Annotated in this window: 18 protein-coding genes; 11 read left to right on the forward strand and 7 right to left on the reverse strand. The window is 67.1% G+C overall.

The window, feature by feature from the left end; genetic code table 11:
• The first annotated feature begins 5 nt into the window (after positions 1–5).
• From ACZ5YA_RS04015 to ACZ5YA_RS04025, 3 genes are read left to right on the forward strand one after another with little or no spacing between them, the layout of a single operon-like run.
• Positions 6–1,193 carry a CaiB/BaiF CoA transferase family protein gene (locus tag ACZ5YA_RS04015; RefSeq protein ID WP_464092050.1) on the forward strand — a complete coding sequence of 396 codons (1,188 nt, stop codon included), beginning with the start codon at positions 6–8 and terminating at the stop codon, positions 1,191–1,193.
• A 2-nt stretch (positions 1,194–1,195) separates the two neighbouring features.
• Positions 1,196–2,182: a Bug family tripartite tricarboxylate transporter substrate binding protein gene (locus tag ACZ5YA_RS04020; RefSeq protein ID WP_464092051.1), complete on the forward strand. Its 987-nt coding sequence runs from the start codon at positions 1,196–1,198 to the stop codon at positions 2,180–2,182.
• 33 nt (positions 2,183–2,215) lie between these two features.
• The gene (locus tag ACZ5YA_RS04025) at positions 2,216–3,196 is read left to right on the forward strand and encodes a Bug family tripartite tricarboxylate transporter substrate binding protein (RefSeq protein WP_165867792.1); all 981 of its coding nucleotides are present in this window, start codon (positions 2,216–2,218) and stop codon (positions 3,194–3,196) included.
• Positions 3,197–3,217: 21 nt separating this feature from the next.
• Here the strand turns inward: ACZ5YA_RS04025 and ACZ5YA_RS04030 are convergent, their stop codons facing one another.
• The 6 genes from ACZ5YA_RS04030 to ACZ5YA_RS04055 all read right to left on the reverse strand — a co-directional run bounded on the left by ACZ5YA_RS04030 (position 3,218) and on the right by ACZ5YA_RS04055 (position 12,906).
• Positions 3,218–6,307, reverse strand: a complete 3,090-nt coding sequence (locus ACZ5YA_RS04030; protein ID WP_464092052.1) for an efflux RND transporter permease subunit — start codon at positions 6,305–6,307, stop codon at positions 3,218–3,220.
• Positions 6,304–9,384, reverse strand: a complete 3,081-nt coding sequence (locus ACZ5YA_RS04035) for a multidrug efflux RND transporter permease subunit (RefSeq protein ID WP_464092053.1) — start codon at positions 9,382–9,384, stop codon at positions 6,304–6,306. Before ACZ5YA_RS04035 ends, ACZ5YA_RS04030 begins: the two co-directional genes overlap by 4 nt.
• Positions 9,381–10,550 carry an efflux RND transporter periplasmic adaptor subunit gene (locus tag ACZ5YA_RS04040; RefSeq protein WP_464092054.1) on the reverse strand — a complete coding sequence of 390 codons (1,170 nt, stop codon included), beginning with the start codon at positions 10,548–10,550 and terminating at the stop codon, positions 9,381–9,383. The genes ACZ5YA_RS04035 and ACZ5YA_RS04040 overlap by 4 nt, the downstream gene beginning before the upstream one ends.
• Before the next feature lie 104 nt (positions 10,551–10,654).
• Positions 10,655–11,332: an N-acetylmuramoyl-L-alanine amidase gene (locus ACZ5YA_RS04045; protein WP_251880367.1), complete on the reverse strand. Its 678-nt coding sequence runs from the start codon at positions 11,330–11,332 to the stop codon at positions 10,655–10,657.
• A 222-nt stretch (positions 11,333–11,554) separates the two neighbouring features.
• Positions 11,555–12,328 (reverse strand): hypothetical protein, encoded by a 774-nt coding sequence (locus ACZ5YA_RS04050; protein ID WP_464092055.1) that lies wholly within the window; start codon positions 12,326–12,328, stop codon positions 11,555–11,557.
• 14 nt (positions 12,329–12,342) lie between these two features.
• Positions 12,343–12,906, reverse strand: coding sequence for a hypothetical protein (locus tag ACZ5YA_RS04055; protein ID WP_059379661.1), 564 nt, complete (start codon positions 12,904–12,906; stop codon positions 12,343–12,345).
• A 369-nt stretch (positions 12,907–13,275) separates the two neighbouring features.
• Between ACZ5YA_RS04055 and ACZ5YA_RS04060 the strand changes: the two genes are divergently transcribed.
• Positions 13,276–14,124, forward strand: a complete 849-nt coding sequence (locus ACZ5YA_RS04060; RefSeq protein ID WP_059379662.1) for a DUF4189 domain-containing protein — start codon at positions 13,276–13,278, stop codon at positions 14,122–14,124.
• A gap of 9 nt (positions 14,125–14,133) precedes the next feature.
• Here the strand turns inward: ACZ5YA_RS04060 and ACZ5YA_RS04065 are convergent, their stop codons facing one another.
• Positions 14,134–14,877, reverse strand: coding sequence for a hemerythrin domain-containing protein (locus ACZ5YA_RS04065; RefSeq protein ID WP_419343263.1), 744 nt, complete (start codon positions 14,875–14,877; stop codon positions 14,134–14,136).
• A gap of 230 nt (positions 14,878–15,107) precedes the next feature.
• On the opposite strand from ACZ5YA_RS04065, the gene ACZ5YA_RS04070 reads away from it, so the two are divergent.
• The 7 genes from ACZ5YA_RS04070 to ACZ5YA_RS04100 all read left to right on the forward strand — a co-directional run bounded on the left by ACZ5YA_RS04070 (position 15,108) and on the right by ACZ5YA_RS04100 (position 23,885).
• Positions 15,108–15,599 carry a pyridoxamine 5'-phosphate oxidase family protein gene (locus tag ACZ5YA_RS04070; protein ID WP_118931929.1) on the forward strand — a complete coding sequence of 164 codons (492 nt, stop codon included), beginning with the start codon at positions 15,108–15,110 and terminating at the stop codon, positions 15,597–15,599.
• Positions 15,596–16,960, forward strand: coding sequence for a GAF domain-containing protein (locus ACZ5YA_RS04075; RefSeq protein ID WP_464092056.1), 1,365 nt, complete (start codon positions 15,596–15,598; stop codon positions 16,958–16,960). Before ACZ5YA_RS04070 ends, ACZ5YA_RS04075 begins: the two co-directional genes overlap by 4 nt.
• A gap of 98 nt (positions 16,961–17,058) precedes the next feature.
• Positions 17,059–17,526, forward strand: a complete 468-nt coding sequence (locus ACZ5YA_RS04080) for a YMGG-like glycine zipper-containing protein (RefSeq protein WP_118932017.1) — start codon at positions 17,059–17,061, stop codon at positions 17,524–17,526.
• Positions 17,527–17,630: 104 nt separating this feature from the next.
• Positions 17,631–18,299, forward strand: coding sequence for an RNA polymerase sigma factor (locus ACZ5YA_RS04085; protein ID WP_059379665.1), 669 nt, complete (start codon positions 17,631–17,633; stop codon positions 18,297–18,299).
• Positions 18,296–19,348 (forward strand): FecR family protein, encoded by a 1,053-nt coding sequence (locus ACZ5YA_RS04090; protein ID WP_464092057.1) that lies wholly within the window; start codon positions 18,296–18,298, stop codon positions 19,346–19,348. Before ACZ5YA_RS04085 ends, ACZ5YA_RS04090 begins: the two co-directional genes overlap by 4 nt.
• A gap of 120 nt (positions 19,349–19,468) precedes the next feature.
• Positions 19,469–21,940 carry a TonB-dependent siderophore receptor gene (locus ACZ5YA_RS04095; protein WP_059379667.1) on the forward strand — a complete coding sequence of 824 codons (2,472 nt, stop codon included), beginning with the start codon at positions 19,469–19,471 and terminating at the stop codon, positions 21,938–21,940.
• 70 nt (positions 21,941–22,010) lie between these two features.
• Positions 22,011–23,885: a PepSY domain-containing protein gene (locus ACZ5YA_RS04100; protein ID WP_464092058.1), complete on the forward strand. Its 1,875-nt coding sequence runs from the start codon at positions 22,011–22,013 to the stop codon at positions 23,883–23,885.
• Positions 23,886–23,938: the final 53 nt, after the last annotated feature.

Raw genomic sequence — 23,938 nt, forward strand, 5'->3', positions numbered from 1 at the left:
CGCACATGTCCAGTCCGCGCCTTCCTTACGAGCACATCCGCGTCGTCGAATTCACCCACATGGTCATGGGCCCCACCTGCGGCATGCTGCTGGCCGACCTGGGCGCCGAGGTCATCAAGGTTGAACCGGTGGGCGGCGACAGCACGCGCCGCTTGCTGGGGTCGGGGGCGGGCTTCTTCCCGATGTTCAACCGCAACAAGAAGAGCATCGCCCTGGACCTGAAGCAGCCCGAGGGCATAGAGGCCGCGTTGCGCCTGATCGACTCGGCCGACATCGTGAGCGAGAACTTCAAGGCCGGCGTCATGCAAAAGCTGGGCCTGGACTACGCCACCCTCAAGCAACGCAATCCCCGCCTCATCTATGTCAGCCACAAGGGCTTCCTGCCCGGACCCTACGAACACCGCACCGCGCTGGACGAAGTCGTGCAGATGATGGGCGGCCTGGCCTACATGACCGGGCGTCCTGGCGACCCCCTGCGCGCGGGCGCCAGCGTCAATGACATCATGGGCGGCATGTTCGGCGCCATTGGCGCCATGGCGGCCCTGGCGCAGCGCGAGCAGACGGGAGAGGGCACGGAAGTGCAGGCCTCGCTGTTCGAGAACAACGTCTTCCTGGTCGGCCAGCACATGATGCAGTACGCCGTCACCGGGCGCGCGGCCGCGCCCATGCCCAGCCGCATCTCGGCCTGGGCCATCTACGACGTGTTCACCGTCAAGGGCGGCGAACAGATCTTCCTGGCCGTGGTCAGCGACAAGCAATGGGGCATCTTCTGCCGCGCCTTCGGCCTGGCGGAGCTGCTGGCCGATCCGCGCCTGGCCAGCAACAACGACCGCGTGCAGGCGCGCGACTGGCTGATGCCGCAGCTGCGTTCGCACCTGGCGGACCGCAGCGCGGCCGAGTTGGCGGCGGTATTCGAGCGCGAAGGTTTGCCCTTCGCGCCGATCACGCGGCCTGAGCAACTGTTCGACGATCCGCATTTGGCGGCTACCGGCGGCCTCGCGTCCATCACCCTGGAGGACGGGCGCGAGTCCCTGGCGCCGCTGGCGCCCTTCACGCTGGGCGGCGCCCAGCCCGGAATACGCCTGCAGCCGCCTGCGGTGGGCGAACACACCGACGCGCTGCTGCGCGGCGTCGGCTATCGCGACGACGAAATCGCGGCCTTGAAAGCAAGGCAAATCACACAAGGAGACTAACCATGATCACGCTATCCCGCCGCGCTTTCCTGGGCGCCGCGATGTGCGCCGCGGCCTTGCCGCTGCGCGCCCAGACTGCGGCCGCCTACCCGAACGGGCGGCCGGTGCGCCTCATCGTTCCCTATACGCCGGGCGGAGGCACGGACTCCGTGGCGCGCGCCATCGCGGCCAAGGTCACTGCCATGGCAGGCTGGTCGGTGGTGGTGGAAAACCGCCCCGGCGCGGGCGGCAACATCGGCATGGACTTCGTCGCCAAGGCCAAGCCGGATGGCTACATGCTGGGCCTGGGCCAGACCGCCAACCTGGCCATCAATCCCGCCCTGATGCCGCAGATTCCCTTCGACGCGGAAAAAGACTTCGCGGCGGTCTCCCTGATCGCGTCGCTGCCGGTGGTGCTGGTGGTCAAGGCCAACGCGCGCTGGCAGACCTTGGCCGACCTGATCAAGGATGCGCGGGCCGAGCCTGGCGCCATCAAGCAGGCCCTGGCGGGTTCCGGCACGGTAGGCCATCTGGCGGGCGAACTGCTCGCCTATCAGGGCAAGTTCCAGGTGCTGAACGTGCCATATCGCGGCGCGGCGCCGGCGCTCAACGATTTGCTGGGCGGCAGTACGGACTACATGTTCGCCACGCCGCAGGCCGCCCAGGAAATGCTCAAGGGCAAGGTGTTGCGGTCCTTGGCCGTCAGCTCGCGCGCGCGGCTGGCGATCCTGCCCGATGTGCCCACCGTGGCCGAGTCCGGCTACGAGGGATTCGAGGCGCTGGACTGGAAGGCCCTGGTGGCGCCGGCGGGCACGCCGCCCGAGGTCGTGCGGGCCGTCAATGCGGTGGTGGAAAAGGTGCTGGCGGATCCGGCCACCGTGGCCATGTTCACCGCCGAGGGCAGCACGGCCATGGGCGGATCTTCAGAGGTGGCGCAGCGCTACATCCAGGAAGAACAGAAGAAGTGGGCGCGCCTGATACGCGAAGCCGGCATCCAGACGGCCGCCTGACGCGCGCCGCAGAACATACCAGGAGACAAATCCGTGAAGCATCTTTTAGGAATCGCCGCGCTTGCCTGCGCTGCCGTGGCGCAGCCCGCCCTGGGCAATACCGGGGCGCAGTGGCCCGAACGTTCCATCCGGCTGGTCGTACCGTTTCCCGCAGGCGGTCCGACCGATATCGCCGCGCGCGTGGTCGGCAAGGCGCTCTCCGACCGCTTGGGCACGCCTTTCGTCATCGAGAACAAGGCCGGCGCGCATGGCTTCATCGGCGCCGGCGATGTCGCCCGCAGCAAGCCGGACGGATACACGCTGATGATGGCCAGCATCGGCACCATGGCGATCAATCCGGGGCTCTATCCCGACATACCCTACGATGCGAACAAGGACTTTACGCCCCTGGCGCTGGTCCTTACGGTGCCCATCGCAGTCGTGATCAACCCGCAACAGATGCCGGTGCAGACCGTGGGCGAACTGGTGGACTACCTGAAAGCCCACCCTGATCGCGTGAACTACGGTTCGGCAGGGAATGGCGGTTCTTCCCACCTGGTGCCGGAGTACTTCAAGTACAAGACCGGCACCTCCATGACCCACATCCCCTACAAGGGCTCAAGCCCGGCCGTGACCGATCTGGTGGCGGGGCAGGTCCAGGTCATGTTCGATACGTTGTTGACCAGCACGCCTTTCGTGAAGGCCGGCAAACTGCGCATGCTGGCTGTCACGACGGCGCAGCGGCTGCCGGACTATCCGCAGGTGCCGACCATGGCCGAGGCCTTGGGCGCGCCGGATTTCGAAGCCTCGTCCTGGTTCGCGATGTATGCGCCGGCAGGCACGCCGCAGGCGGTGCAGCAAAAGTTGTCCCTGGCCATCAACCAGGCCCTGGGCGACGCAGCAGTGAAGCAGCGTCTGGCTGAACTGGGCGCGATTCCGGCGGGCGGCACGCCGGGTGAACTGGCGGATTTCCAGCGGGCTGAGCAGCGCAAATGGGCGCAGGTCATCAAGGCGGCGGGAATACTCCCGGACTGACCCTGCAGGCTGGCCCGTGCTTCAGACCTCGGGGCCAGGCCGCAGCCGGCCAGCCTTCCATTTCAACCGCAGCCGTTCCAGCGCCAGATACACGATGGGCGTGGTGTACAGCGTCAAGAACTGGCTGATGAGCAGGCCGCCGACGATGGCGATGCCCAGCGGCCGGCGCAGCTCCGAGCCTTCGCCCATGCCCAGCACCAGGGGCAGGGCGCCCAACAGCCCCGCCAGGTTGGTCATGACGATGGGCCGCAGCCGCAGCATGGCGGCGCGGTGGATGGCCTGCTCGGGCGTCAGCCCTTCGCGCCGTTCCAGGCTGAGCGCGAAGTCGATCATCAGGATGGCGTTCTTCATGACGATGCCCACCAGCAGGAACAGCCCCAAGAGCGCGATCAGCGTGAACTCGATGCCCGCCAGGCGCAGCGCCAGCAGCGCGCCTACGCCCGCGGACGGCAGGGTGGACAGGATGGTGAGCGGATGCAATGGGCTTTCGTACAGGATGCCCAGCACCAGGTAGATCGCCACCAGCACCGCCAGGATCAGCCAGGGCTGGTCCTGCAGGCTTTGCTGGAAGTTGCGCGCGTCGCCGCCCAGGCGGGTCTGGATGGATGAGGGCACCATCAGCTCGGCCATGGTTCTGTCGATGGCGGCCAGGGCCTGTTGCAACGACACGCCTTCGGCCAACGAAAAGCCCACGCCCACGGCGGCGAACAGGCCGTCATGGAACACGCGGTCGTTCACCAGCCCGTAGTCATAGGTGGCGAAGGCCGTCAGCGGCACGCGGGTGCCGTCCGCCGCGACCACTTGCACCTGTTCCAGCACCTCGGGGTCCTCGGTGTAGCGCGGGTCTAGTTCCAGCACCACGCGGTACTGGTTCATGGCGTCGTAGAGCGTCGCGACCTGGCGCTGGCTGAAGGAGTTGCTGAGCACGCTGCTGATGGTGCCCATGTCCACGCCCAGGCGTTGCGCGGCGGCGCGGTCTATGTCGATCACGACCTGCTGGGTGGCGCCGTCGCCTTCCGCATCGACGTCGCGCAGCTCGGGGATCTCCTGCATGGCCTTGGAGATTTTGCGCGACCATTGCCGCAGCGCCGGCACGTCGCTGGCCATGATGGCCAGTTCATGGTCGCCGGAGTTGCCAAAGCCGCCGGGCATGCGCAGGTCCTGGTCCACGTTCAGGAAGAACATGCCGCCCGGCACGGCCGGGGCGTTGGTGCGCAGCCAGTTGATGACCTCGGTCGACGATTCCTTGCGTTCGGCGGCGGGCTTCAGGCGGATCAGGAACAGGGAGTTGCTGATGCCCAGGCTGCCGCCGTTGTAGCCGATGACGTCCTGCACCGCCGGATGCTTGAGCACCAGTTGGCGGTATTGGTCGATCTTGGGTTGCATGACCTGGAACGAGAAGCCATCGTCGCCGCGCACGAAGCCCACCAGTTGGCCGGTATCCTGCACCGGCAGGAAGCCTTTGGGCGCCTGCACGTACAGGTAGACGTTCAGCCCCACCACGGCGGCCAGCAGCAACAGCGTCAGGCGGGCATGGCCCAGCACCCGCCACAGGGTGCTGCCGTACCAGGCATGGAGGCGCTCGAAGATCGCGCGCATGCGCGATGGACGCGCGTTCGCCGTAGGCGCGGCCGGGCCGGCGGGCTTGAGCCAGCGGGCGCACAGGCTGGGGATGATGGCCACCGAGACCACCAGCGAAATGACGGTGGCGGCGACCAGGGTGATGGAGAACTCGCGAAACAGCCGCTCGACCAGGCCGCCCATGAACAGGATGGACACGAAGACCACGCTCAGCGCCACGGTCATGGCCACCAGCGTGAAGCCCACTTCGCGTACGCCTCGCAGCGCGGCCTTGCGCGGCGAGAGGCCGCGCTCGATATGGCGCGAGATGTTCTCCAGCACCACGATGGCGTCGTCGACCACCAGGCCGGCCGCGACGATCAGCGCCATCAGCGAAAGATTGTTCAGCGAGAAGCCCCACAGGTACATGACGGCGAAGGTGGCGATCAGGCACACCGGAATCGCCACGCTGGGAATGGCCGCCGCCCGCGCATTGCCCAGGAACGCCCACACCACCAGGATCACCAGCGCGGTGGCCAGCCCCAGCGTGATGTGCGCTTCGCGCAAGGTGGCGTTGATGCCCGGCGAGCGGTCCAGCGCCACGGTCAGGTCCACGTCGGCCGGCATCAGCGCGCGCAGGCCGGGCAGGGCCTGGTTGATGGCGCCTATGGTTTCGATGATGTTCGAACCCGGCTGGCGGCTGATGGTCAGGACCACCGCCGGGTTGCGGTTGTGGAAGCCGCTGCTGTAGCGGTTTTCCACCGAGTCGCTCACGCGCGCGATCTGCGACAGCCGGATCACCGCGCCGTCCTGGTGGCGCACGATCAGGCTTTCGTAGTCGCGCGCGGCGCGGGGCTGCTCGGGCGTGCCGACTTCCCAGCGCTGGCTGGCGGAATCCAGCTGGCCTTGCGGGCGCATGGGCGCGGCGTTGCCGATGGCCTGGCGCACTTCGTCCAGCGCCACGCCGTAGTGGGCCAAGGCGTTGGAATTGACTTGCACGCGCACCGCGGGCAGGGAGCTGCCGCCCATGGTCACTTCGCCCACGCCGTTGATCTGCGAGATCTTCTGCGCCAGCACGGTCGAACCCAGGTCGTAGAGTTCGCCCGCGGGGCGCGTGGGCGAACTGAGCGCCAGCGCCATGATGGGGGCCTGGGACGGGTTGACCTTGCGATAGCTGGGATTGCCCGGCATGCCGGCGGGCAGCTCGGCGCGGGCCGCGTTGATGGCTGCCTGCACGTCGCGCGCGGCCTCGTTGATGTCGCGGTCCAGGTCGAACTGCAGTTGCACACGGGTCGCGCCCTGGTTGCTGGACGAAGTCATGGCGCTGACGCCGGCGATGCTGCCCAATGCACGCTCCAGCGGCGCGGCCACCGTGCTGGCCATGCTTTCGGGACTGGCGCCCGGCAGCTCGGCGCGCACCTCGATGGTGGGAAAGTCGACCTGGGGCAGCGGCGCCACGGGCTGCAGCCGCCATGCGACCGCGCCCAGCAAAGTCAGCGCGATCGCCAGGAAGATGCAGGCGGTCGGGCGGTGCAGCAAGGCGCGGATCATGGCGCCCGGCCTTCCATCCCGGGTTTGGCGGCCGCGGCGCCGCGGCGCTGGCCCAGGCGGTGGAAGAACAGGTACACGGCAGGCGTGGTGAACAGGGTCAGCACCTGGCTGACCAGCAGCCCGCCCACCATGACCCAGCCCAGCGGCTGGCGCAGTTCCGCGCCCGAGCCCGTGGCCAGCATCAGCGGCAGCGCGCCGAACAGCGCGGCCAGCGTGGTCATCAGAATCGGACGCAGGCGCAGCAGCGCGGCTTCGCGGATGGCGGCCTGCGGCGTCAGGCCGCGAGAGCGTTCGGCCTCCAGCGCAAAGTCCACCATCATGATGCCGTTCTTCTTCACCAGCCCGATCAGCAGGATGATGCCGATGACCGCGATCAGGTCCAGCGGACGCCCGGTGAGCAGCAGCGCCAGCAAGGCGCCCACCGCGGCCGAGGGCAGGGTGGACAGGATGGTCACCGGATGGATGGCGCTTTCATACAGCATGCCCAGCACCAGGTACATGGTGACCACGGCGGCCAGCATCAGCCACAGCGTGTTCGACAGCGAGGCCTGGAAGGCCGCCGCCGCGCCCTGCAAGCGCAGCTCCACGCTGACCGGCATGCCGATCTCCTGCCGCGCCGACTCGATGGCCGCGATGGCCGCGCCCAGCGAGCCGCCCGCGGGCAGGTTGAAGGACAGGTTGACCGCGGGGAATTGCGACAGGTGGTTCACGGCCAGCGGCGCCGCGCGCTCGCTGACGGTGGCCAGCGCCGACAGCGGAATCGCCTGCCCGTCTTCGGATTGCAGATGGATGCGTTCCAGCCCGTCCGGGTTCAGCGCCAGCTTGCGGTCCACTTCGAGCACCACCCGGTACTGGTTGGACTGCGTGAACAGGGTGGCCACCTGGCGCTGGCCGAAGGCGTTGTAGAGGGTCTGCGCCACGTCGTCCATCGTCACCCCCAGGCGGGCCGCGGCGTCGCGCGAGACCTGCAGGTAAGCCTGGCGGCCGTCGCCTTGCAGGTCGGTGGAAACGTCGGCCAGCTCGGGCGCCTGCGCCAGGCGTTCAGCCAGCGCACGGGTCCAGCGCGCCAGCAGCGCGCTGTCCGGCGAGGTCAGCGTGAACTGGTACTGGCCACGGCTCACGCGGTCCTCGATATTGAGTTCCTGCACCGGCTGCAGGTAGAGCGAAATGCCCTGGACCTCGCGGGCGCGGCCATCCAGCCGCGCCATGATGTCCGCCAGCGGCGCGCTGCGCTCTGACCAGGGCTTCAGGTTGATCAGCAGCCGGCCGGTGTTCAAGGTGGCGTTCATGCCGTCGATGCCGATGAAGGACGACAGGCTGGCAACGTCCGGGTCTGCCAGCAAGGCCTCGGCCACCGCTTGCTGGCGCCGCGACATGGCATCGAAGGAGGTGCTTTGGGACGATTGCGTCACCCCTTGCAGCGTGCCGCCGTCCTGGGTCGGGAAGAAGCCCTTGGGCACGGCCAGGTACAGCAGTCCGGTCAGCGCCACCGTCGCCAGCATTACCGTCAGCGTCAGCCGTTGATGGCGCAAGGTCAGGTCCAGCCAGCCGGCGTAGCGCGCCTGGATGCGGTCCAGCAGCCCGGGGCGCGTCGCTTCGTGCGCAGGCAGAAGGCGCGCGCACATCATGGGCGTCAGGGTCAACGACACCGCCAGCGATATCAGGATGGCGACGGCCAGCGTCACCGCGAACTCGCGGAACAACCGGCCCACCACGTCCTCCATGAACAGCAGCGGGATCAATACCGCGATCAGCGACAGCGTCAGGGACACCAGCGTGAAGCCGATCTGCCCGGCGCCCTTGAGCGCGGCCGACATGGGGCTGTGGCCCTGCTCGCGGTAGCGGGCGATGTTCTCCAGCATCACGATGGCATCGTCCACCACGAAGCCCGCGCCGATGGTCAGCGCCATCAGCGTCAGGTTGTTGGTGGAGAAGCCCGCCAGGTGCATGAAGCCGAAGGTGCCGATCAGGGACAACGGCACGGCCAGGCTGGGGATCAGCGTGGCGGGCAGGTTGCGCAGGAACAGGAACGTCACCAGCACCACCAGGCCCACGGCGAAGGCCAGCTCCCATTGCACGCCGCGCACCGATGCGCGGATGCTCTCGGTGCGGTCGGTCAGCACGCGGACCTGCGCGGCGGCGGGCAGGTTGGCCGTCAGTTGCGGCAGCAGCGCCTTGACCTGGTCGGCCACGGCGATGACGTTGGCGCCCGGCTGGCGCTGGATGTTGACCAGCACGGCGGGCTGCTGGTCGACCCAGGCGGCCAGATAGCGGTCTTCGGCGCCGTCCTCTACCGTGGCGACCTGACCCAGCCGCACCGGCGCGCCGTTGCGCCAGGCGACGATCAGTTCGCGGTACTCCTCGGCGCTTTGCAACTGGTCGTTGGCGTCCATGATGACCGAACGCACCGGCCCGTCGAAGCTGCCCTTGGGCTGGTTCGAGTTGGCCTTGCCGATGGCTTCCTGCACATCGGCCAGCTGCAGGCCGCGCGCGGCCAGCGCCATGGGATTGACCTGCACCCGCACCGCCGGCCGCTGGCCGCCCGCCAGGCTGACCATGCCCACGCCGGACAACTGCGACAGGCGTTGTGTCATGCGGGTGTCGACCAGGTCGTAGACCTGCGGCAGCGGCAGGGAATCGGACGTGACCGCCAGTGTCAGGATAGGCACGTCGGCGGGATTGACCTTGCGGTACACGGGCGGCGTCGGCAGGTCGTTGGGCAGCAGCGCGCCGCTGGCGCTGATGGCCGCCTGGACTTCCTGCTCGGCCACCCCCAGCGATACGTCCAGCGAGAATTGCAGCGTGATCACCGAGATGCCGCTGCCGCTGGTGGACGACATCTGTTTCAGGCCCGGGATCTGCCCGAAGCGCCGCTCCAGCGGCGCGGTGACGGTGCGGGCCGTCACGTTCGGACTGGCGCCGGGATACTGCGTGGTCACCTGGATGATGGGGTAGTCCACCTGCGGCAGCGCCGCCACGGGCAGCATGCGCCACGCCAGGATGCCCGACAGCAGCAGGGCGATCATCAGGAAGGACGTGGCGACGGGGCGCAGGATGAAGGGGCGCGACAGGCTCATGATCTCGGCGGTTCGACAATCTGTACGTCACGGCCGTCGTGCAGGCGGTCCACGCCTTCGACCACGACGCGTTCGCCTGCGGCCAGGCCGGCCTGCACCACGATGCGGCCGGCGTTGGCGGGGCCCAGCTCCAGCACGCGGCGGGTGGCGCGCGTGTCCTCGCCGATCACGAACACGAAGGCGCCTTCGGCGCCGTACTGCACCGCGGCCGTGGGTATGGAAATGACGTTGTCCTGCTGCACCACCGCCAGCCGGATGTTGACGAACTGATTCGGGAACAGCGATTCGTCGGCATTGGCAAAGCGCGCACGCAGGCGGACGGTGCCGCTGGCGGCCTGGATGCGGTTGTCCAGCGCCTCCAAAGTGCCTTCGGCCAGCAGGCGGCGGTCGTCCGCGTCCCAGGCCTGGACCCGCAGCGCGGCGTCGCGCGCCTGGGCCTGGCGCAAGATGTCCAGGCGCGTTTCGGAAATGCTGAAGAGCGCCGAGATCGGCCGGGTCTGCACCAGGGTGGTCAGGCCGTCGGCGTCGGCGGCGCGCACGTGGTTGCCGGCGTCGATGCGGCGCAGCCCGATACGGCCGTCATGGGGCGCGACGATGCGCGTGTAGTCCAGCAGGCGCCGGGCATCGGCCACCTGGGCCTGGTTGCGCAGCCGCTGGGCCGCATAGGCGCGCACCTGGGCTTCGGCGGTATCCAGCTGCTGGCCCGACACCGCTTCCTGGCGCGCCAGCTTGCGGTAGCGCTGCAGATCGGCCTCGGCGTTCTCCAGCAGCGCCTGGGTGCGCGCCAGTTCGCCTTCGGCCGCGGCCAGCGCCGCAAGATAGGGGCGCGCATCGATCTCGGCCAACAGCTGGCCGCGCGCGACGGCCTGGCCTTCGGTGAAATGCAGCTTCAGCAGTTCCCCATCGACCTGGCTGCGCAGGGTGACCTGCGCCAGCGGCGTAATGGTGCCGAGCGCATGCAGGTCGCGCTGCAGCGGACCGGCGCTGGCGGCTGCAACCGCGACGGCTACCGGAATCTGCCCATATTCGGGCGGGCGCGCGGCGGGGGACCCCTTGGATCCGGCATACCAGAACGCCAAAGCGATCAAGGCCGCCAAGGCCAGCGCGGCGGTCAGGATCAGGCGTTTGCGTGGGAAATCAGGGCCCGTGGAAGGGGGCAGGGACATCGGGACTGCCAGGCTAGGGGGTTGCGGACAGTCCGGATTCTATATGAATAATAACTATTCGCGTCTTTGCGTCAGTGAAATGTCAGCTTCGCGCGGATTCGAGATCACGGTCCGCAGCAGTTCCCCGCGTAATCGGCCCGCGGCGCGCCGGCATAGGCGGCAAACACCAGCGGATTCCGTTGTGCCACCGCAGTATGGGACAGCACCAGATTCTCCAGCTTGGACCAGGGAAAATTGGTTCCGGGGTCCGACCGGCGATTCGGGTCCAGCTTGGCATGCGAAATGACATGCTTCAGGTTCGGATACTTGCTCCAGGCATAGGTAATGATCTGTGCCGTCGCTTCAACTTGCCAATCCGAATAGGGGTCCTTGTAATTCTGGACATCCTGGGTGTTGACGATCTCGATTCCCAGGCTGCGGTTATTGACGTTCGGACCCTGGCCCAGATGCGGCGCGTAGTTGACGTCCCCGACATGGAATGCCGCCTTGGCTTCAGCGACCACGGACCAGACGAAGTGGCCGTGCTGGGGCTCGTCTTCATCCGGGACGATCCAGTGGGCGCTTGCCTTTCTATCCTTCCATGTGTCAATCGCGTGCTGGGTGGCATAACCCGCCGTGGCGTGAATCACGATCGTATCGATCACCGCGAAGACGTCGGCGCCGCGCGACCGTGCGCGATTCGCGGTCAGCCAACCGAAGTCGGGGTGTACCTCCTCGTTCAGCGGGCTGAACGAAGGGCGCTTGTCCGCTGGAAGGAGGAAATGAAAACTCTTGGGGTCCATGGCGACATCTCCTGATTCCTCGTGCTCATAAGTACTTGGGGGAGGGCGCCTGCGGCAACATGATCGACAACACGGTGGCCCGGGAACCGCTGCCAGCGACTTTTGCAGTTCTGGCGTGGCGGGGCAATACTCCAAATCGAGTATCCGCGATCGTCGGATTTGGACTAGGGCATGGCAGCAAGAGGCGCGCCTGACGCCTCATTGGACGGCCTGCGCCCGGGTTCAAGGACGGCTGGAGGGCGTCCGCGCAGCCGGTTCGCAGGAATCGCGATAGGCAACCGCATACATCGCCGCCACCACAATCACGAGCGGGACGCAAAGCAGGGCGCTCATCGCAGCCCGCGCCAACCCAACATCCGGGTAGCCGTACGCGAGCATGCCCAGGATGTAGCCAGCGTGGCCGGCCGCCGCGATCAACATGAGCAACGCCAGCATCAGCGGCCAAGGCTTGTACGGCATGGCGGTGCGCGCGGCTTGGAAACCGTACTTGCCGGTTACCGCAACGCGCGGCAGGCTCAGGCCGTACATCGCCAGCGCGTACAGCGTTGGCAACCAGATCAGCGCCAGCGCGGCGCACAAGGCGCTCCAGAACACAGCGTCATTCGATCCGGCCAGCACCATGTAGATCACATAGGGCAGGTCTCCGGTGGCTCGAGCCATCGCAGTGGCTGTGATGACGAGCGCGCCAAGCAACGCCAGGTGGCGGACCTGCGCCGCGTTGCCGCGGTGGGCGTCGACGCCCGTCAGGCCGCCCGGCTTGACGACGCGATGCCAGGCGCCGGTCATGCGCGCCAACGCGATCAGGTTGATCAGCGCCAGCGCCATGAACAGCCCATTCCCGTACGGAAACAGGTTGCTGATCAGCAAGGCGAAAGGCAGCGACAGGATGAACAGCGCCAGGGACCAGGGCGCCGCGGCCAGCATGGCCCGGCCCCGCTGGCGTATGGCGTCAGCCGTCGCGGCGACGAAATGGCGGGCTCCGAGTTTGTTCGACAAGATGGGGCGCCGCCTTAATTGCTGCGGTAGTTGTTGGCTTCGCGTTCGCCGGCCCACTTGCGCAGCGCGGCGATGAATTCAGGGCATACGTTGCCGTCCACCTGGCTGTCGATGATGACGCTGTTCTGCATGCGCATCACCACGGTGCATTCGTAAACCCTGGTGCGGTTGTTGTAATAGCCATGGTTGGTGTTCTGGAACACGGGGGTCGCGGCGCTGGTCGAGGTAGCCGGAATCATGCCCACGACCTGCTGCGAGGTGCCGGTCGAGACCCATTCGGTATAGGGGGCGGTCTGGTAGTCGGACCAGATGAGCTCCATCGTGTTGCCCACGCCGCGCTTCTTCGACGGTTCGCCCAGCGCCGTGATGGCGTCGGAGACCGGACGGCCCTTCATGTTCTTGGCCACGTTCACGCTGGGCGAGAGCGATAGCCCGGACGAGAAGATATTGGTCAGCGACGGCAGCGTGGAACTGCCGCCCGTGGGCATCGGCGCGCAGCCGGCCAAGGCGGCCAGGGCCAAGGCCGCCGGCAGGGCGCGGCCCAGCAACCAGGTCGAACGGAGTCGCGATTTATTCATGCTGGGCCCTAGCTCCCTCAAAGATCCGGCGTGCCGCAACATAATTCAGCAACCGCAAGATTTTGTCTTGTTTTGGTTTCGTTTCGTGACGAGTCGTATCGCGACGCCGAAGCGTCCGCAGGGCGGCGGATACCCGCAAGCGGCCGCTCGGCGCTGCGCCATGAGGGCAGAATGTTAACGAAAAAATAGTGGCGCATCAGCTTTCAGCCGTCGCAAAATTGGTTACGTAATGCCTGGAAACGTGGAAAAGCAGGGCATGGAAGACAAACTGTAACGTGTTACGATCCGCGCGTTCTGCGCCCCGGGGCGCCCTGGCGATGACAGATCGCAGGGGTGCGCGGCGCCACAACCACTGGATATTGCACACCCATGATGCTCGCGCGATTGCTCGTTCAGTTCCGTTCCACCGTAGCCGCATTGGCCGGCGCAGGCGCGCTGGCGCTGGGCCTGGCCGCTGCGCCCGCGGCGCATGCCGACACGCTGTACGGCGCCGTGGCCACCGACGAAGCGCACGCCAAGCTGTATTGGGTCATGCCCGAAACTTCCACCAAGGAAGCGCAGGACGCCGCGCTGGCCAAGTGCAACAAGGCCGGCGGCAAGGGCTGCAAGAGCGTGACCTCATTCTCCGACAGCTGCGTGGCGTTCTCGCGCAATTCGCGCGACGACCTGTTCTGGGGTGCCAGCGTGTCTTCCGAGGTCGCCGCGAAGAAGGCTATCCGCACCTGCACCAACGACAGCGCCGACGGCAAGTGCAAGCTTGCCGTCATGCCCCTGTGCGTTGGCCCCGGCTACAGCGAAGCCGACCTGAAGGCGCCCGACAGCGCCACGCCAGCCCAGCTCGAAGCCCTGTCGGCCAAGCTGGATTCGCGCGGCTACTGGGGCTCCGTGGCCGAGAAGGACTCGGGCCAGCTGACCTATGCCGACGGCTACCCGAGCGAGAAGGAAGCGGTCGACGCCTTGCTCAAGTGGGAAGACTGCGTGGGCTGCCGCACGGTGCTCACCTATACCGACACCTGCGTCGGCATGGCCTGGGGCAAGGGCAGCAAGGGCCGCGGCACCAGCTTTACCGCGAAGAATCCAGATCCGGTGGCCGCGCGCAACGAGGCGCGCGCCACCTGCGACGCCAAGAGCGGCGGCCTGACCTGCGTGGCCTTCGTGCGCTGCTCGGGGCGCGCCTATATCAGCGGTTACAAGGGCGAGGACGAAAAGGCGAATTGATCGCGGCTCTCAGGCCACGATCCGCACAGCGGTGTCGGATGGTGTCAGCGCACGGGTCAGCTTGACCCAATCCGCGCGAGTCAGATGCGGCCGCACCGCGTCGAGCACGGCGGCGTAGACAGGCGCGGGCGCGGCAGCCCGTACGCCTGCCAGCAGTTCGGCGCGCTCGGCGGGCGTCATGGCCGGAACCATCCAGCGCATGATGCAAAGGTTCTCGGCCGGCGGCAGCGATGCCACGATGGCGCCTTCCAGCGCGCGCAGCTCATCGTCGCTGTAGCAAGACCACAATACCTGGTTGTGCTGCGTTTCCTCCACGTGCATATGGGCGAAGTTCTCGCCGACGAACAGCGCCAGTTGCCGGTACAGCAGCAGCGCGGCTTCTGCTTGCGTTGCGCCACAGCCGGCTGCAAGCAGGGCGGAGGCCGCGGCGCGCAAGCGGGCAATTGCCGCAAGGTGTTCGACATGCTCCGCGGCGATGCGCCCGCTGGATCCGGGGCGGCGCGCTTCCATCGCCGCATGCAAAAAATCGTTTTCATGTCCCAGGTGGCTGGCGCAGATGTCGGCCAGCGCCTGCACGCGTTCGCATGCCGCGCGCGTTTCGGCGGGGTCGGCCGTGTCGACGCGGCCCACGGCCAGCAGCGTGTCAAGCATCATGGCGCGCAAGGCCTTGTGGATGCCGACATAGATGTCCATGCGCGGGGGCATGCCGGCGCTGGACGTAGGGAAATACTGGGCTTCGGTATTGCAGTTCATGGTGCTGGCCTTGAAAAGAGGACGGGCGAGGCGGTTGCCGGTTGCCCGGAAATGGCCGGATTCGGTCCGGAAACCGGGCAAGGAAAGTGTAGGAACGCCGCGCTGCGCGCGTTGCTAAGAGTTTGTTAAGCAAGCGCTAAAAAAACGCTAATTGCCATGCCATCCGGGCAGGGGCCTTGGGCTATGATTTCTGGCACCGTCGAGCTTCAACAGCCCAGGGGTTTCCCGCCGTGCCCATACTGCCCGCCGAATGGATCCTGTGCCTGCCCATGCTGCCTTCGCTGCGGCTGGGCAGTTGCGATCGAGACGGCAATCCCCATGTCTGCAGAGCCCTGGCCGCCGATACGCTGCCGGACGGCCGCATGCTGGTGCTGGTGGCGGAAAATGCCGCTCCCCGGGTCGTGGCCGCCATCCGCGAAACCGCGCAGGTCGCCATGCTGGCCACCTCGCCCCGCACGAACCGCACGCTGCATCTCAAAGGCCGCGACGCCCGCGTCGAAGCCGCCTTGCCCGCGCATGCCGAATTGCTGGCATTGCGGCGCAACACGCTGACCCGGGAGCTCGCCGAAGTCGACGGTTTCGCGGGGGCGCCTTTCCTGGACCACTGGTACGGCGTAGCCGTGCACGAATTGGTGGCGTTGCGCTTTACCGTGGCGGGAGCCTGGAACCAGACGCCGGGTCCGCATGCCGGGCAGGCAGTGGAACTGGAGCCTGGCCCATGAGCGCATTGACCCTGCTGGCGGTCCGACGTGTCCTGGATGGCGGCATTCCGCCCACCTTGTGCAGCGTCTCGGCCGATGGCATCCCCCATGTCAATCTGCTGTCGCACGTGGAGTACGTGGATGGCTGCCACGTGGCCTTGACCTTCCAGTTCTTCAACCGCAGCCGCGAGAACATTCTCGCCACCGGGCGTGCCAGCCTGATGGTGGAGGACCCTTGCACCGGGGCCAGCCTGGCTTTGCAATTGCGTTATCTGCGCACCGAAACCGAAGGCCCGGTGTTCGAGCGCCTGCGCGCCAAGCTGGCCGGCATTGCCGCGCATACCGGCATGGAACACGTGTTCCGGCTGCGCGGCGCCGACATCTACGAGGTGCTGGACATCCAGCCCATGCACGCCGGCGCGTCGCTGCCGACGCTGCAGCCGCGCTGCGATCTGGCCGCCGGCGCGCGGGCCGTGTCGGCACGGCTTGCCGAGTGCGACGAGCTTAGCCTGTTGCCCCAGGTCGCCATGGATGGCTTGCGCCGCGATCTGGCGGTGAGCCATGCCATCCTCTGGTTGCTGGATGAGCGGCGCCAGACCCTGTATGCCTTGGCCAGCATGGGTTATGCGCAGCAGGGCGTGGGCGCCGAAGTGCCGCTGGCCGAAGCCGGCCTGGCGGGCGTAGCCGCGCGCGAAGGCGTGGCGCTGCGCATCGGCCATATGGCGCGCATGTACCGGTACGGCCGCACCCTGCACGAGATGGCCAGCGGCTTGGGCCCGATCGAAGGCCTGCCCATCGCGCTGCCCGGCCTGGCCACCCCTTGCAGCCAGTTGGCCGTCCCGCTGCGCGCGCGGGGGCGCACCGTGGGCGCGCTGCCGGTCGAAAGCGAGAGCGACCAGTTCTTCGGGTATGACGACGAGGATGCCTTGGCGGTATTGTGCGCGCAGCTGGCGCAAGCCCTGGTAACGCTGCAAGGCGCCGAGCTGGATGCAGGCGCTCCGCTGCCGCAGGAGACGCCGATCGGGCTGGCGGCGCACCCGGGCGCGCCTCTCAGCCTGCGCTACTTTCCGCGCGACGGCACGGTCTTCATCGACGGGCAATACCTGATCAAGGGCGTGGCGGGAGCGATTCTTTGGAAGCTGGCCTGCGATGCGCAGCGCCACGGCCGCTGGGGCTTTTCCACGCGCGAACTGCGGCTGGCCGGAAGCGCCCTGGGACTGCCCGATGTGCAGGACAACCTGGGCGTGCGTCTGTTGCTATTGCAGCGCCGCCTGGCGGATTGGGGCGGACCCTTGCAGATCCGCAAGCTGCGCCGCGGCTGCTATGAATTGGTGCCGGGCAGGGCGCTGTCGCTGGAATCCGCGGGCGGGGTTCCGGCCTGATTTCCGCAGGAAGTAACTGTGCCTGGCAGGCGATCGCGGCCAGCCATGCGGCGCTAAACTGAAACGTCCAGGGTCCCTCACCATCAATGGAGTTTTTCATGAAAAAGTCCATACGCCCCTGTACCGCGACGCTGCTTTCCCTGTTCTGCCTGTGCGCCGGCGCACAGACGGTAACGCCGCTCAAAGGGCAGTCGCCCCAAACCACCCAGCAGGACATCAGCGCATGCCAGGCTTTGTCAGGCAGCGGCGCCAGCGCCAGCACGAACGATCCTAAATCCGGCGGACGGGTCCGTGGCGCCGCCGCGGGCGCGGCAGCAGGTGCGGCAGTAGCCGGCGTGCGCGGCAATCAGCACGAGGAGGTCTACGACCGGATGAGCGACGACGCCAAGCAGCAGTACCGGCAGAACCAGGCGAAAGACGCGGCGGCGGCAGGGATGGTCGTGGGTGGTTCGCGGCAACGCCAGGACCGCCGCCAGGATCGCGCCGAAGCGTCGCAGCAGAATGCGGCAGCGGCCTCCGCGTACAGCAATTGCATGCAGCAGCGCGGGTATCAAGTGGCGCCGTGAGTCGCGAGGCTTGCAGGGATGGGTGAACGGCACGGGGCCGGGCTGCATTGCGATTGAGAATAAATCTCAGTACAATCCGGCCACTTTCAAATGACTCGCGCCGCATGAGCCGCAACCCTTTGCTGGCGTCCGACACGACACCCGCATCCGCCGACGACAAGAACGGAGATTCCAGCGCGATCGCCAAAGCCTACGCGCGCTGGCGCTTGCCGCTCATGCGCGGCCTGGCGCGGTTCAAGGGCAGCATAGGCAGCGCCGAAGACGCGTTGCACGATGGCGTCGTCAAATGGGTGGCGGCGAATCCCGCGCTGGACTCTTCCGATGAACAGGGCGCCTACCTGCGCAGGACGGTGTTGAACGGCGTGGCGGACGAATTCCGCGAACGCAAGGCAGGCCGGCGCTTGCAGACGGTGTCGCTCGATGAAGCGGAAGAGGGCGTGCAGGCCATGGCGGCGGGCGATGCGGCGTGTCCCATGCGCGCGGCCGCGCATCAGCAACGGCTTGCGCGCCTGGGCGAAGCCTTGCAGGAACTCCCCGAACGCCAGCGTGAAGCCTTTGTGCTGTGCCGTTTCGATGGATTGACTCAGGACGAAGTCGCTGCCCGCATGCAGATATCGCGGCGCATGGTCGTCAAGCATCTGGCGCGGGCCATCGCGTACTGCGAGGTCCGCGTGCACTATGCTACGGTTGCGCAGATGCAGCAATTGCATCGGCCTGCTGGCGGCGATGCCGGCCTGGACAATAACAACAACAGCGACGCTGCCTCGTCATGACCGACCCGTCTTCCTCTGCCTCGCCGGACACGCTTGCCCTGCACGAAGCGGCGGCCGAGTGGCTGGTGCGCCGCCAGGACGCCAGCTGGTCGGACGCCGATGAAGAGGAGCTGCATGCCTGGCTGGCCGCGCGGCCCGCGCATCGGCAGGCCTATTCGCGGGTATCGCGAACCTGGGAGGACCTGTCGCAGGCGCCGCGGCCCGCCTTGGCCTCCGACGCGCAGGCCGTCAACCGTTCATCGCCGCGTTTGCCGCGCCGCGCTTCGCGGAAGGCCTCCGTCCGGCCGGGCTTCTGGGGCGCGCTGTTGGGGCAACCGGGTTTCTCCAAGACCTTCGCCGCCGCCTGTGCGGTGCTGGTGGTGGGCGGCGGCTACGGCTGGTATCGCTGGGACAACACGCCCGGCTACGTACTGAGCGTGAGCACCGCCGCGGGAGAGGTGCGCCAGCTGGACCTGCCCGACGGCTCGCATGTCGCGTTGAATTTCGGCAGCACGCTGGAGGTCCGCTACTACCCGCGGCGCCGCGAGCTGGTGTTGAACCAGGGCGAAGGGTTTTTTGACGTGGCGCCGGACGCCGGCCGGCCATTTACCGTCGATGCCCGCCGCAGCAGGATCACCGTGGTGGGCACGGCCTTCAATGTGCGCAACACGCCAGAGGAAGTCATCGTCAAGGTGTCGCACGGCCGCGTGCGCGTGCAACCCGACCGCGACCAGGCCAGGCCGGAGCTGTCGCTGGGCGCGGAACAAGGCGTGACCGTGGATGCGCGCAACGCCACCCATCAGGCGGTGACGGCGGTGCCGGACGGGGTGGGCGGATGGCGCACTGGCCGTCTGGCGTACCGGCGCACGCCGCTGGGCGAAGTGGCCCAGGAAGTCGCGCAGTACTTGGGCAAGCCGGTGGCGCTGGACAACCCGGGCCTGAAGTCCCTGCCGGTCTCGGGCTTTGCCGCGACCAATGCGCCGGCCGCATTCCTGGAAGCCCTGCCGGATCTGCTGCCGGTGCAGGTCAAGCGCGCGCCCGACGGCGGCTACCTGATCCTGGATCGCTGAGCGTCCAGGCGCCTGCCTGAAAATTATTTTTGTTTGCAGACGGTATGCGGGTTCCCAATCCCGTGCCGCAATCCGTTTACTCCCGCAAGGCCGGTAGCGGCCAACAACGATGGAGCGGGAATGGGACGGGGATTGTTGAAGGACGCGCTGGCTGGCGGCGCGTTGACGGCGGGCATGCAACTCAGGGCCATGCCGGTGATGGTGGCGTGCGCGCTGGCCGCCCTGGCGTCGCCCGCTGCGGTGCACGCGCAGCAGCAGGCGCAGGTGGATTTCAGCATTCCGGCTCAACCGCTGGAACATGCCTTGAGGCTGTTTTCGGAACAGTCCCGGCATCAGGTGCTGTTCGATGAGGCCGTGGTGGCGGGCAAGCGCGCGCCAGCGGTCAATGGCCGCCTTACGCCGCGGGAGGCGCTGGATCAGTTGCTGGCCGGCGCCAACGTGCGCGTGAACAGCGCCAGACCGAACGTGTACACCTTGACGGCCATCGGGCAATCGTCGGGCGATGCGGTGACGCTGCAGTCGGTGACGGTCAGCGGCAGCGGCGTAGGCAATCCGACCACCGAAGGAACCGGCTCGTACACGAGCGACGCCATCACGATCAGCAAGATGACGCAGTCGGTCAGGGAAACGCCGCAGTCGGTCAGCGTGCTCACGCGCCAGTTGCTGGACGACAAGAACCTGACCACCCTGGACGAGGCGCTGGCGCAGACCACCGGCGTGACGAAGACGGCCAGAAACTTCGGCAACCACAAGTTCTCGATACGCGGCTTCACCGTCGACGACAACAACTATCTGGTCGATGGCGTGGCCGGGGTGGTCTATGCCCCGGTAGGCTGGCTGCCCATCGACACCGCGGTATTCGACCGGGTCGAAGTGCTGCGCGGCGCGGCCGGCTTGATGCTGGGCTCGGCGGACCCCAGCGGCGCGATCAACATGGTGCGCAAGCGCCCGCGCGGCGAAGGCCATTTCGAGGGTTCCACCACGGTCGGATCCTGGAACAACTACCGCATGGAACTTGATGGCGGCGGCCCGCTCAACGAGTCCGGCACGGTGCGCGGCCGCCTGGTGACCGCTTATCAGGACCGCCATTACTTCTACGATGGCACGAAGTCGAAATCGCCCCTGGTCTACGGCGTGATCGACGCCGATCTCGGGCGCGACACCACGCTGACGTTCGGGGCGCGCCACCAGGCCACCGACACGGACGGCTATTGGCTGTTCGGCCTGCCGCGCTATACCGATGGCGGCGCGCTGGACGTTTCACGCTCGACCTCGCTGATCCAGGACTGGAACCGGCAGAAGGGCCAGGTGAACGAAGTGTTCGCCGAAGCCGAGCACCGGTTCGACAAGGACTGGAAGCTGCGCCTGTCTCTCAACCACACCGAGGTGGACCTGGACCAGCGCGTGGCCATTCCGATCGGCGGCGTGGATCGGGCGACTGGCGTCGGTTCGAGCTTCTACACCATCTACTTCAACAATGCGCGGGTGAAGAGCGATGGCGTCGATCTGAACACGACGGGCAGTTTCCAGGCGCTGGGCGGCACGCACCAGATTCTGCTTGGCACCAGCTGGTCGCGCCAGCGCGTCAATCAGAAGTCGGCGAATCTGGACAGCGACTCGCCCATCAATGTGTACCACCCGGACCATTCCTCCATCCCTGAGCCGGCGCGTCCAGCGTGGGACAGCAAGGAGACCTCGCAGTTGGAGCAGACCAGCCTGTACGGCAGCATGCGTCTGCAACTGGCGGAGCCATTGCATTTGCTGCTGGGCGGCAAGTTCAGCTGGCTGAAGTACCGGTCCGACGACGGGCTGACGGGCGCGAGAACCCGGGACTATGAGCAGAAGCATGAATTCACGCCCTATGCCGGACTGGTCTACGACCTGGACCAGCAATGGTCGGTCTACACCAGCTACGCCGACACCTACCAGCCGCAGAGCACCTACGTAACGTCTTCGGGCAAGCCGCTGGACCCGTCCATCGGCGCCAATTATGAGGCGGGGGTGAAGGGCGAACTCTACGACGGACGCCTGAACGTATCCGCCGCGGTATTCGCGGTGAAGAAGTCCGGCATCGCCGTGGAGGACATGTCTGCCCCTGGCAACTGCCCGGGTTCGCTGGCCTCGCCCAATTGCTATCGCAACGGCGGCACCCTGCGCAGCAAGGGCTTTGAACTGGAAGCCAGCGGGGAATTGTCGCCGGGCTGGCAGGTGATGGCCGGCTACACCTACGTCACCAGCCGCGACGACGAAGGCGAAACGATCAGCGCGGAAACGCCGCGCCATCTGTTCCGCCTGTCCACCACCTACCAGTTGCCGGGCCGTTGGAATGCCTTCAGCGTCGGCGGCGGCGTGTCGGCGCAAAGCGGCTACTCGTACAAGGCCTACGACGACATGTCGGTGCGGATGGGCGCGCCCGGCCGCGCGGTGTGGGATTTGCGCGCGGGCTATCGCATCAACAAGCACTGGTCCGCCAGCCTGAACGTGGCGAACGTGTTCGACAAGGACTACTACGGCATGGTCAGCCAGATCCGCCGCGGCAACCATTACGGCGAGCCCCGCAACGTGATGCTGACCTTGCGGGGCACGTTGTGACCGGCCGGTTGTCGGTCGGTGATCGCCGCGGCCTGCGGACCCGATTGTGAAAGGGGGATTCCGTCAAAGCATGTCCTGGCTGCACACCTGGTGCGGCCTGACTTGCGGCTGGCTGCTGTGCGCGATCTTCCTGACCGGCACGCTCAGCGTGTTCCGGGAACCCATCACGCGCTGGATGGAAGCGGGGCCGCCGGCCAGCTCCGCCTCTGATGCTGCTGCGGATGCCAAGCAGTGGCTGCCGCGGGCAACGCAGGAGTTGTCGTCCCGCGCCGCGGCTGCTTCCGCCTGGGATATCGCCCTGCCGGCCAGACCCGGCTGGCCCGTGCAGCTGTCCTGGCGCACGGACGATGGCGCGCGCCACGAGGTCTGGCTGGACTCCCGGACTGGCGCGGTGCAGCCGCCGCCCCAGATACGCGAGACCGAGGGCGGCCGGCATTTCATGTCCTTTCACTACACCTTGCACGGCGGCTTGCCGGGCTACTGGCTGGTGGGTTGGATATCCATGTGCATGCTGGTCGCGCTGGTCTCGGGCGTGGTGGTGCACAAGCGCATCTTCAAGGATTTCTTCACTTTTCGCCCGGGCAAGGGTCTGCGCAGCTGGCTGGATGCCCATAACGCCACGGCGGTGCTGACGCTGCCGTTCCTGTTCATGATCGGGTACACGGGACTGGCGTTCTTCTACACCAGCTACATGCCGTGGCCGCTGCATGCGGTGTATGGCGGGGACGCCGGCGCCTATCGCCGTTACCAGGCCGAACTTGCGCCTGCGCTGCCTGCGCCTGGCCTCGCAGGGCCGGGTTTGGGCGGGGTGCCGGATCTGTATCCCTTGCTATCGCGCGCGCGCGAGCTGACCGGGCAGGATGCTGCGCGCATCACCATAGACCGTCCGGGCGACGCCCGCAGCATGGTCCTGGTGTCCGGCCGCAAGCCCTTGGCCAGCGCGGCCCCGCAGCTGCTCACCGATGCCAGCCGCGTCGCGTTCGATGCGGCAAGCGCAGCGGTATTGCAGGTCGTGCCCGCTCAGCACGACGGGTTTGAAGCCAGGCAGGTCCACGAGACGATCGAAGCCCTGCACAAGGCGGATTTCGGCGGATGGACCATCAAGTGGCTGTACTTCTTCAGCGGTCTGATGGGCACCGCCATGATCGCCATCGGTACGCTGTTGTTCTCCATCAAGCGGCGCAGGAAGAGCGAGCATGAGTTCGGCGGGGCCACGGCTCTGGTTTACCGTTGGGTCGAGGCCCTCAACGTCGCCGCGCTGGCAGGCATTGCGCTGGCAAGCATCGCCTACTTTTACGGCAACAGGTTGATTCCGGCGTCCTGGCCCCAGCGCAGCGCCGCAGAGATCCAGTTCTTTTTCGCAGTGTGGACCGCCTCATTGGCCCATGCGTTGTGGCGCCAGCCCCGACAAGCGTGGATCGAGCAGCTGGCAGCAGCGGCCGCGCTATGCGTGGGTTTGCCGGTGTTGAACTGGGCGACCACCGGGCGGCATTTGCAGGCGTATGCCGTGAGCGGGGAGGGGTTGCTCGCGGCGGTGGAACTCACCGCGCTCGTCTTCGGCCTGGCGCTGGCATACATGGCTTGCGCGCTGCGGCGGCATTGGGGGGGCGAGCCAACGGCCGCTGCAGCGCAGCCGCGGAAAGCGCGGCCCGCCGGCGACGGAACCGCGGCACAGCGATGGCGGACCGGCGGCCGCGTGCTGGCGGCCGCCGCGGGCGGCTATCTGGTGTCGGCCCTGGCGATGTCGGCCTTGGCGCTGATTCTGCCGGCCGTGGCCGGCGCGTCGCCGGCTGTGGGCGTACTGACTGGAACGCTATTGAGTTTTGTCGCATATGCCGCGATCGCGGTGGGCGTATTTGGCGCCCGTAGCGCAGGGCGGGCCTGGTCGGCGCTGGCAATGGCGTGCGTGGCGGCTGGGGCGCTGTTGGCGTGGTTGGGCACGTAGAGAGAGGTTGCCGGCCGGGGGGATGGGATTTTAATAATCTTATGATTCTTGCT

Source organism: Achromobacter sp. JCM 18799 (assembly GCF_055395645.1).

Excerpts from the sequence above, each read along its gene's own strand:
- ACZ5YA_RS04035 (WP_464092053.1), bottom strand. The coding sequence starts at position 9,384 with ATGAGCCTGTCGCGCCCCTTCATCCTGCGCCCCGTCGCCACGTCCTTC.
- ACZ5YA_RS04085 (WP_059379665.1), top strand. The coding sequence starts at position 17,631 with ATGAGCCGCAACCCTTTGCTGGCGTCCGACACGACACCCGCATCCGCC.
- ACZ5YA_RS04060 (WP_059379662.1), top strand. The coding sequence starts at position 13,276 with ATGATGCTCGCGCGATTGCTCGTTCAGTTCCGTTCCACCGTAGCCGCA.
- ACZ5YA_RS04055 (WP_059379661.1), bottom strand. The coding sequence starts at position 12,906 with ATGAATAAATCGCGACTCCGTTCGACCTGGTTGCTGGGCCGCGCCCTG.
- ACZ5YA_RS04065 (WP_419343263.1), bottom strand. The coding sequence starts at position 14,877 with ATGAACTGCAATACCGAAGCCCAGTATTTCCCTACGTCCAGCGCCGGC.
- ACZ5YA_RS04030 (WP_464092052.1), bottom strand. The coding sequence starts at position 6,307 with ATGATCCGCGCCTTGCTGCACCGCCCGACCGCCTGCATCTTCCTGGCG.
- ACZ5YA_RS04080 (WP_118932017.1), top strand. The coding sequence starts at position 17,059 with ATGAAAAAGTCCATACGCCCCTGTACCGCGACGCTGCTTTCCCTGTTC.
- ACZ5YA_RS04015 (WP_464092050.1), top strand. The coding sequence starts at position 6 with ATGTCCAGTCCGCGCCTTCCTTACGAGCACATCCGCGTCGTCGAATTC.
- ACZ5YA_RS04095 (WP_059379667.1), top strand. The coding sequence starts at position 19,469 with ATGGGACGGGGATTGTTGAAGGACGCGCTGGCTGGCGGCGCGTTGACG.
- ACZ5YA_RS04100 (WP_464092058.1), top strand. The coding sequence starts at position 22,011 with ATGTCCTGGCTGCACACCTGGTGCGGCCTGACTTGCGGCTGGCTGCTG.
- ACZ5YA_RS04040 (WP_464092054.1), bottom strand. The coding sequence starts at position 10,550 with ATGTCCCTGCCCCCTTCCACGGGCCCTGATTTCCCACGCAAACGCCTG.
- ACZ5YA_RS04045 (WP_251880367.1), bottom strand. The coding sequence starts at position 11,332 with ATGGACCCCAAGAGTTTTCATTTCCTCCTTCCAGCGGACAAGCGCCCT.
- ACZ5YA_RS04075 (WP_464092056.1), top strand. The coding sequence starts at position 15,596 with ATGAGCGCATTGACCCTGCTGGCGGTCCGACGTGTCCTGGATGGCGGC.
- ACZ5YA_RS04090 (WP_464092057.1), top strand. The coding sequence starts at position 18,296 with ATGACCGACCCGTCTTCCTCTGCCTCGCCGGACACGCTTGCCCTGCAC.
- ACZ5YA_RS04020 (WP_464092051.1), top strand. The coding sequence starts at position 1,196 with ATGATCACGCTATCCCGCCGCGCTTTCCTGGGCGCCGCGATGTGCGCC.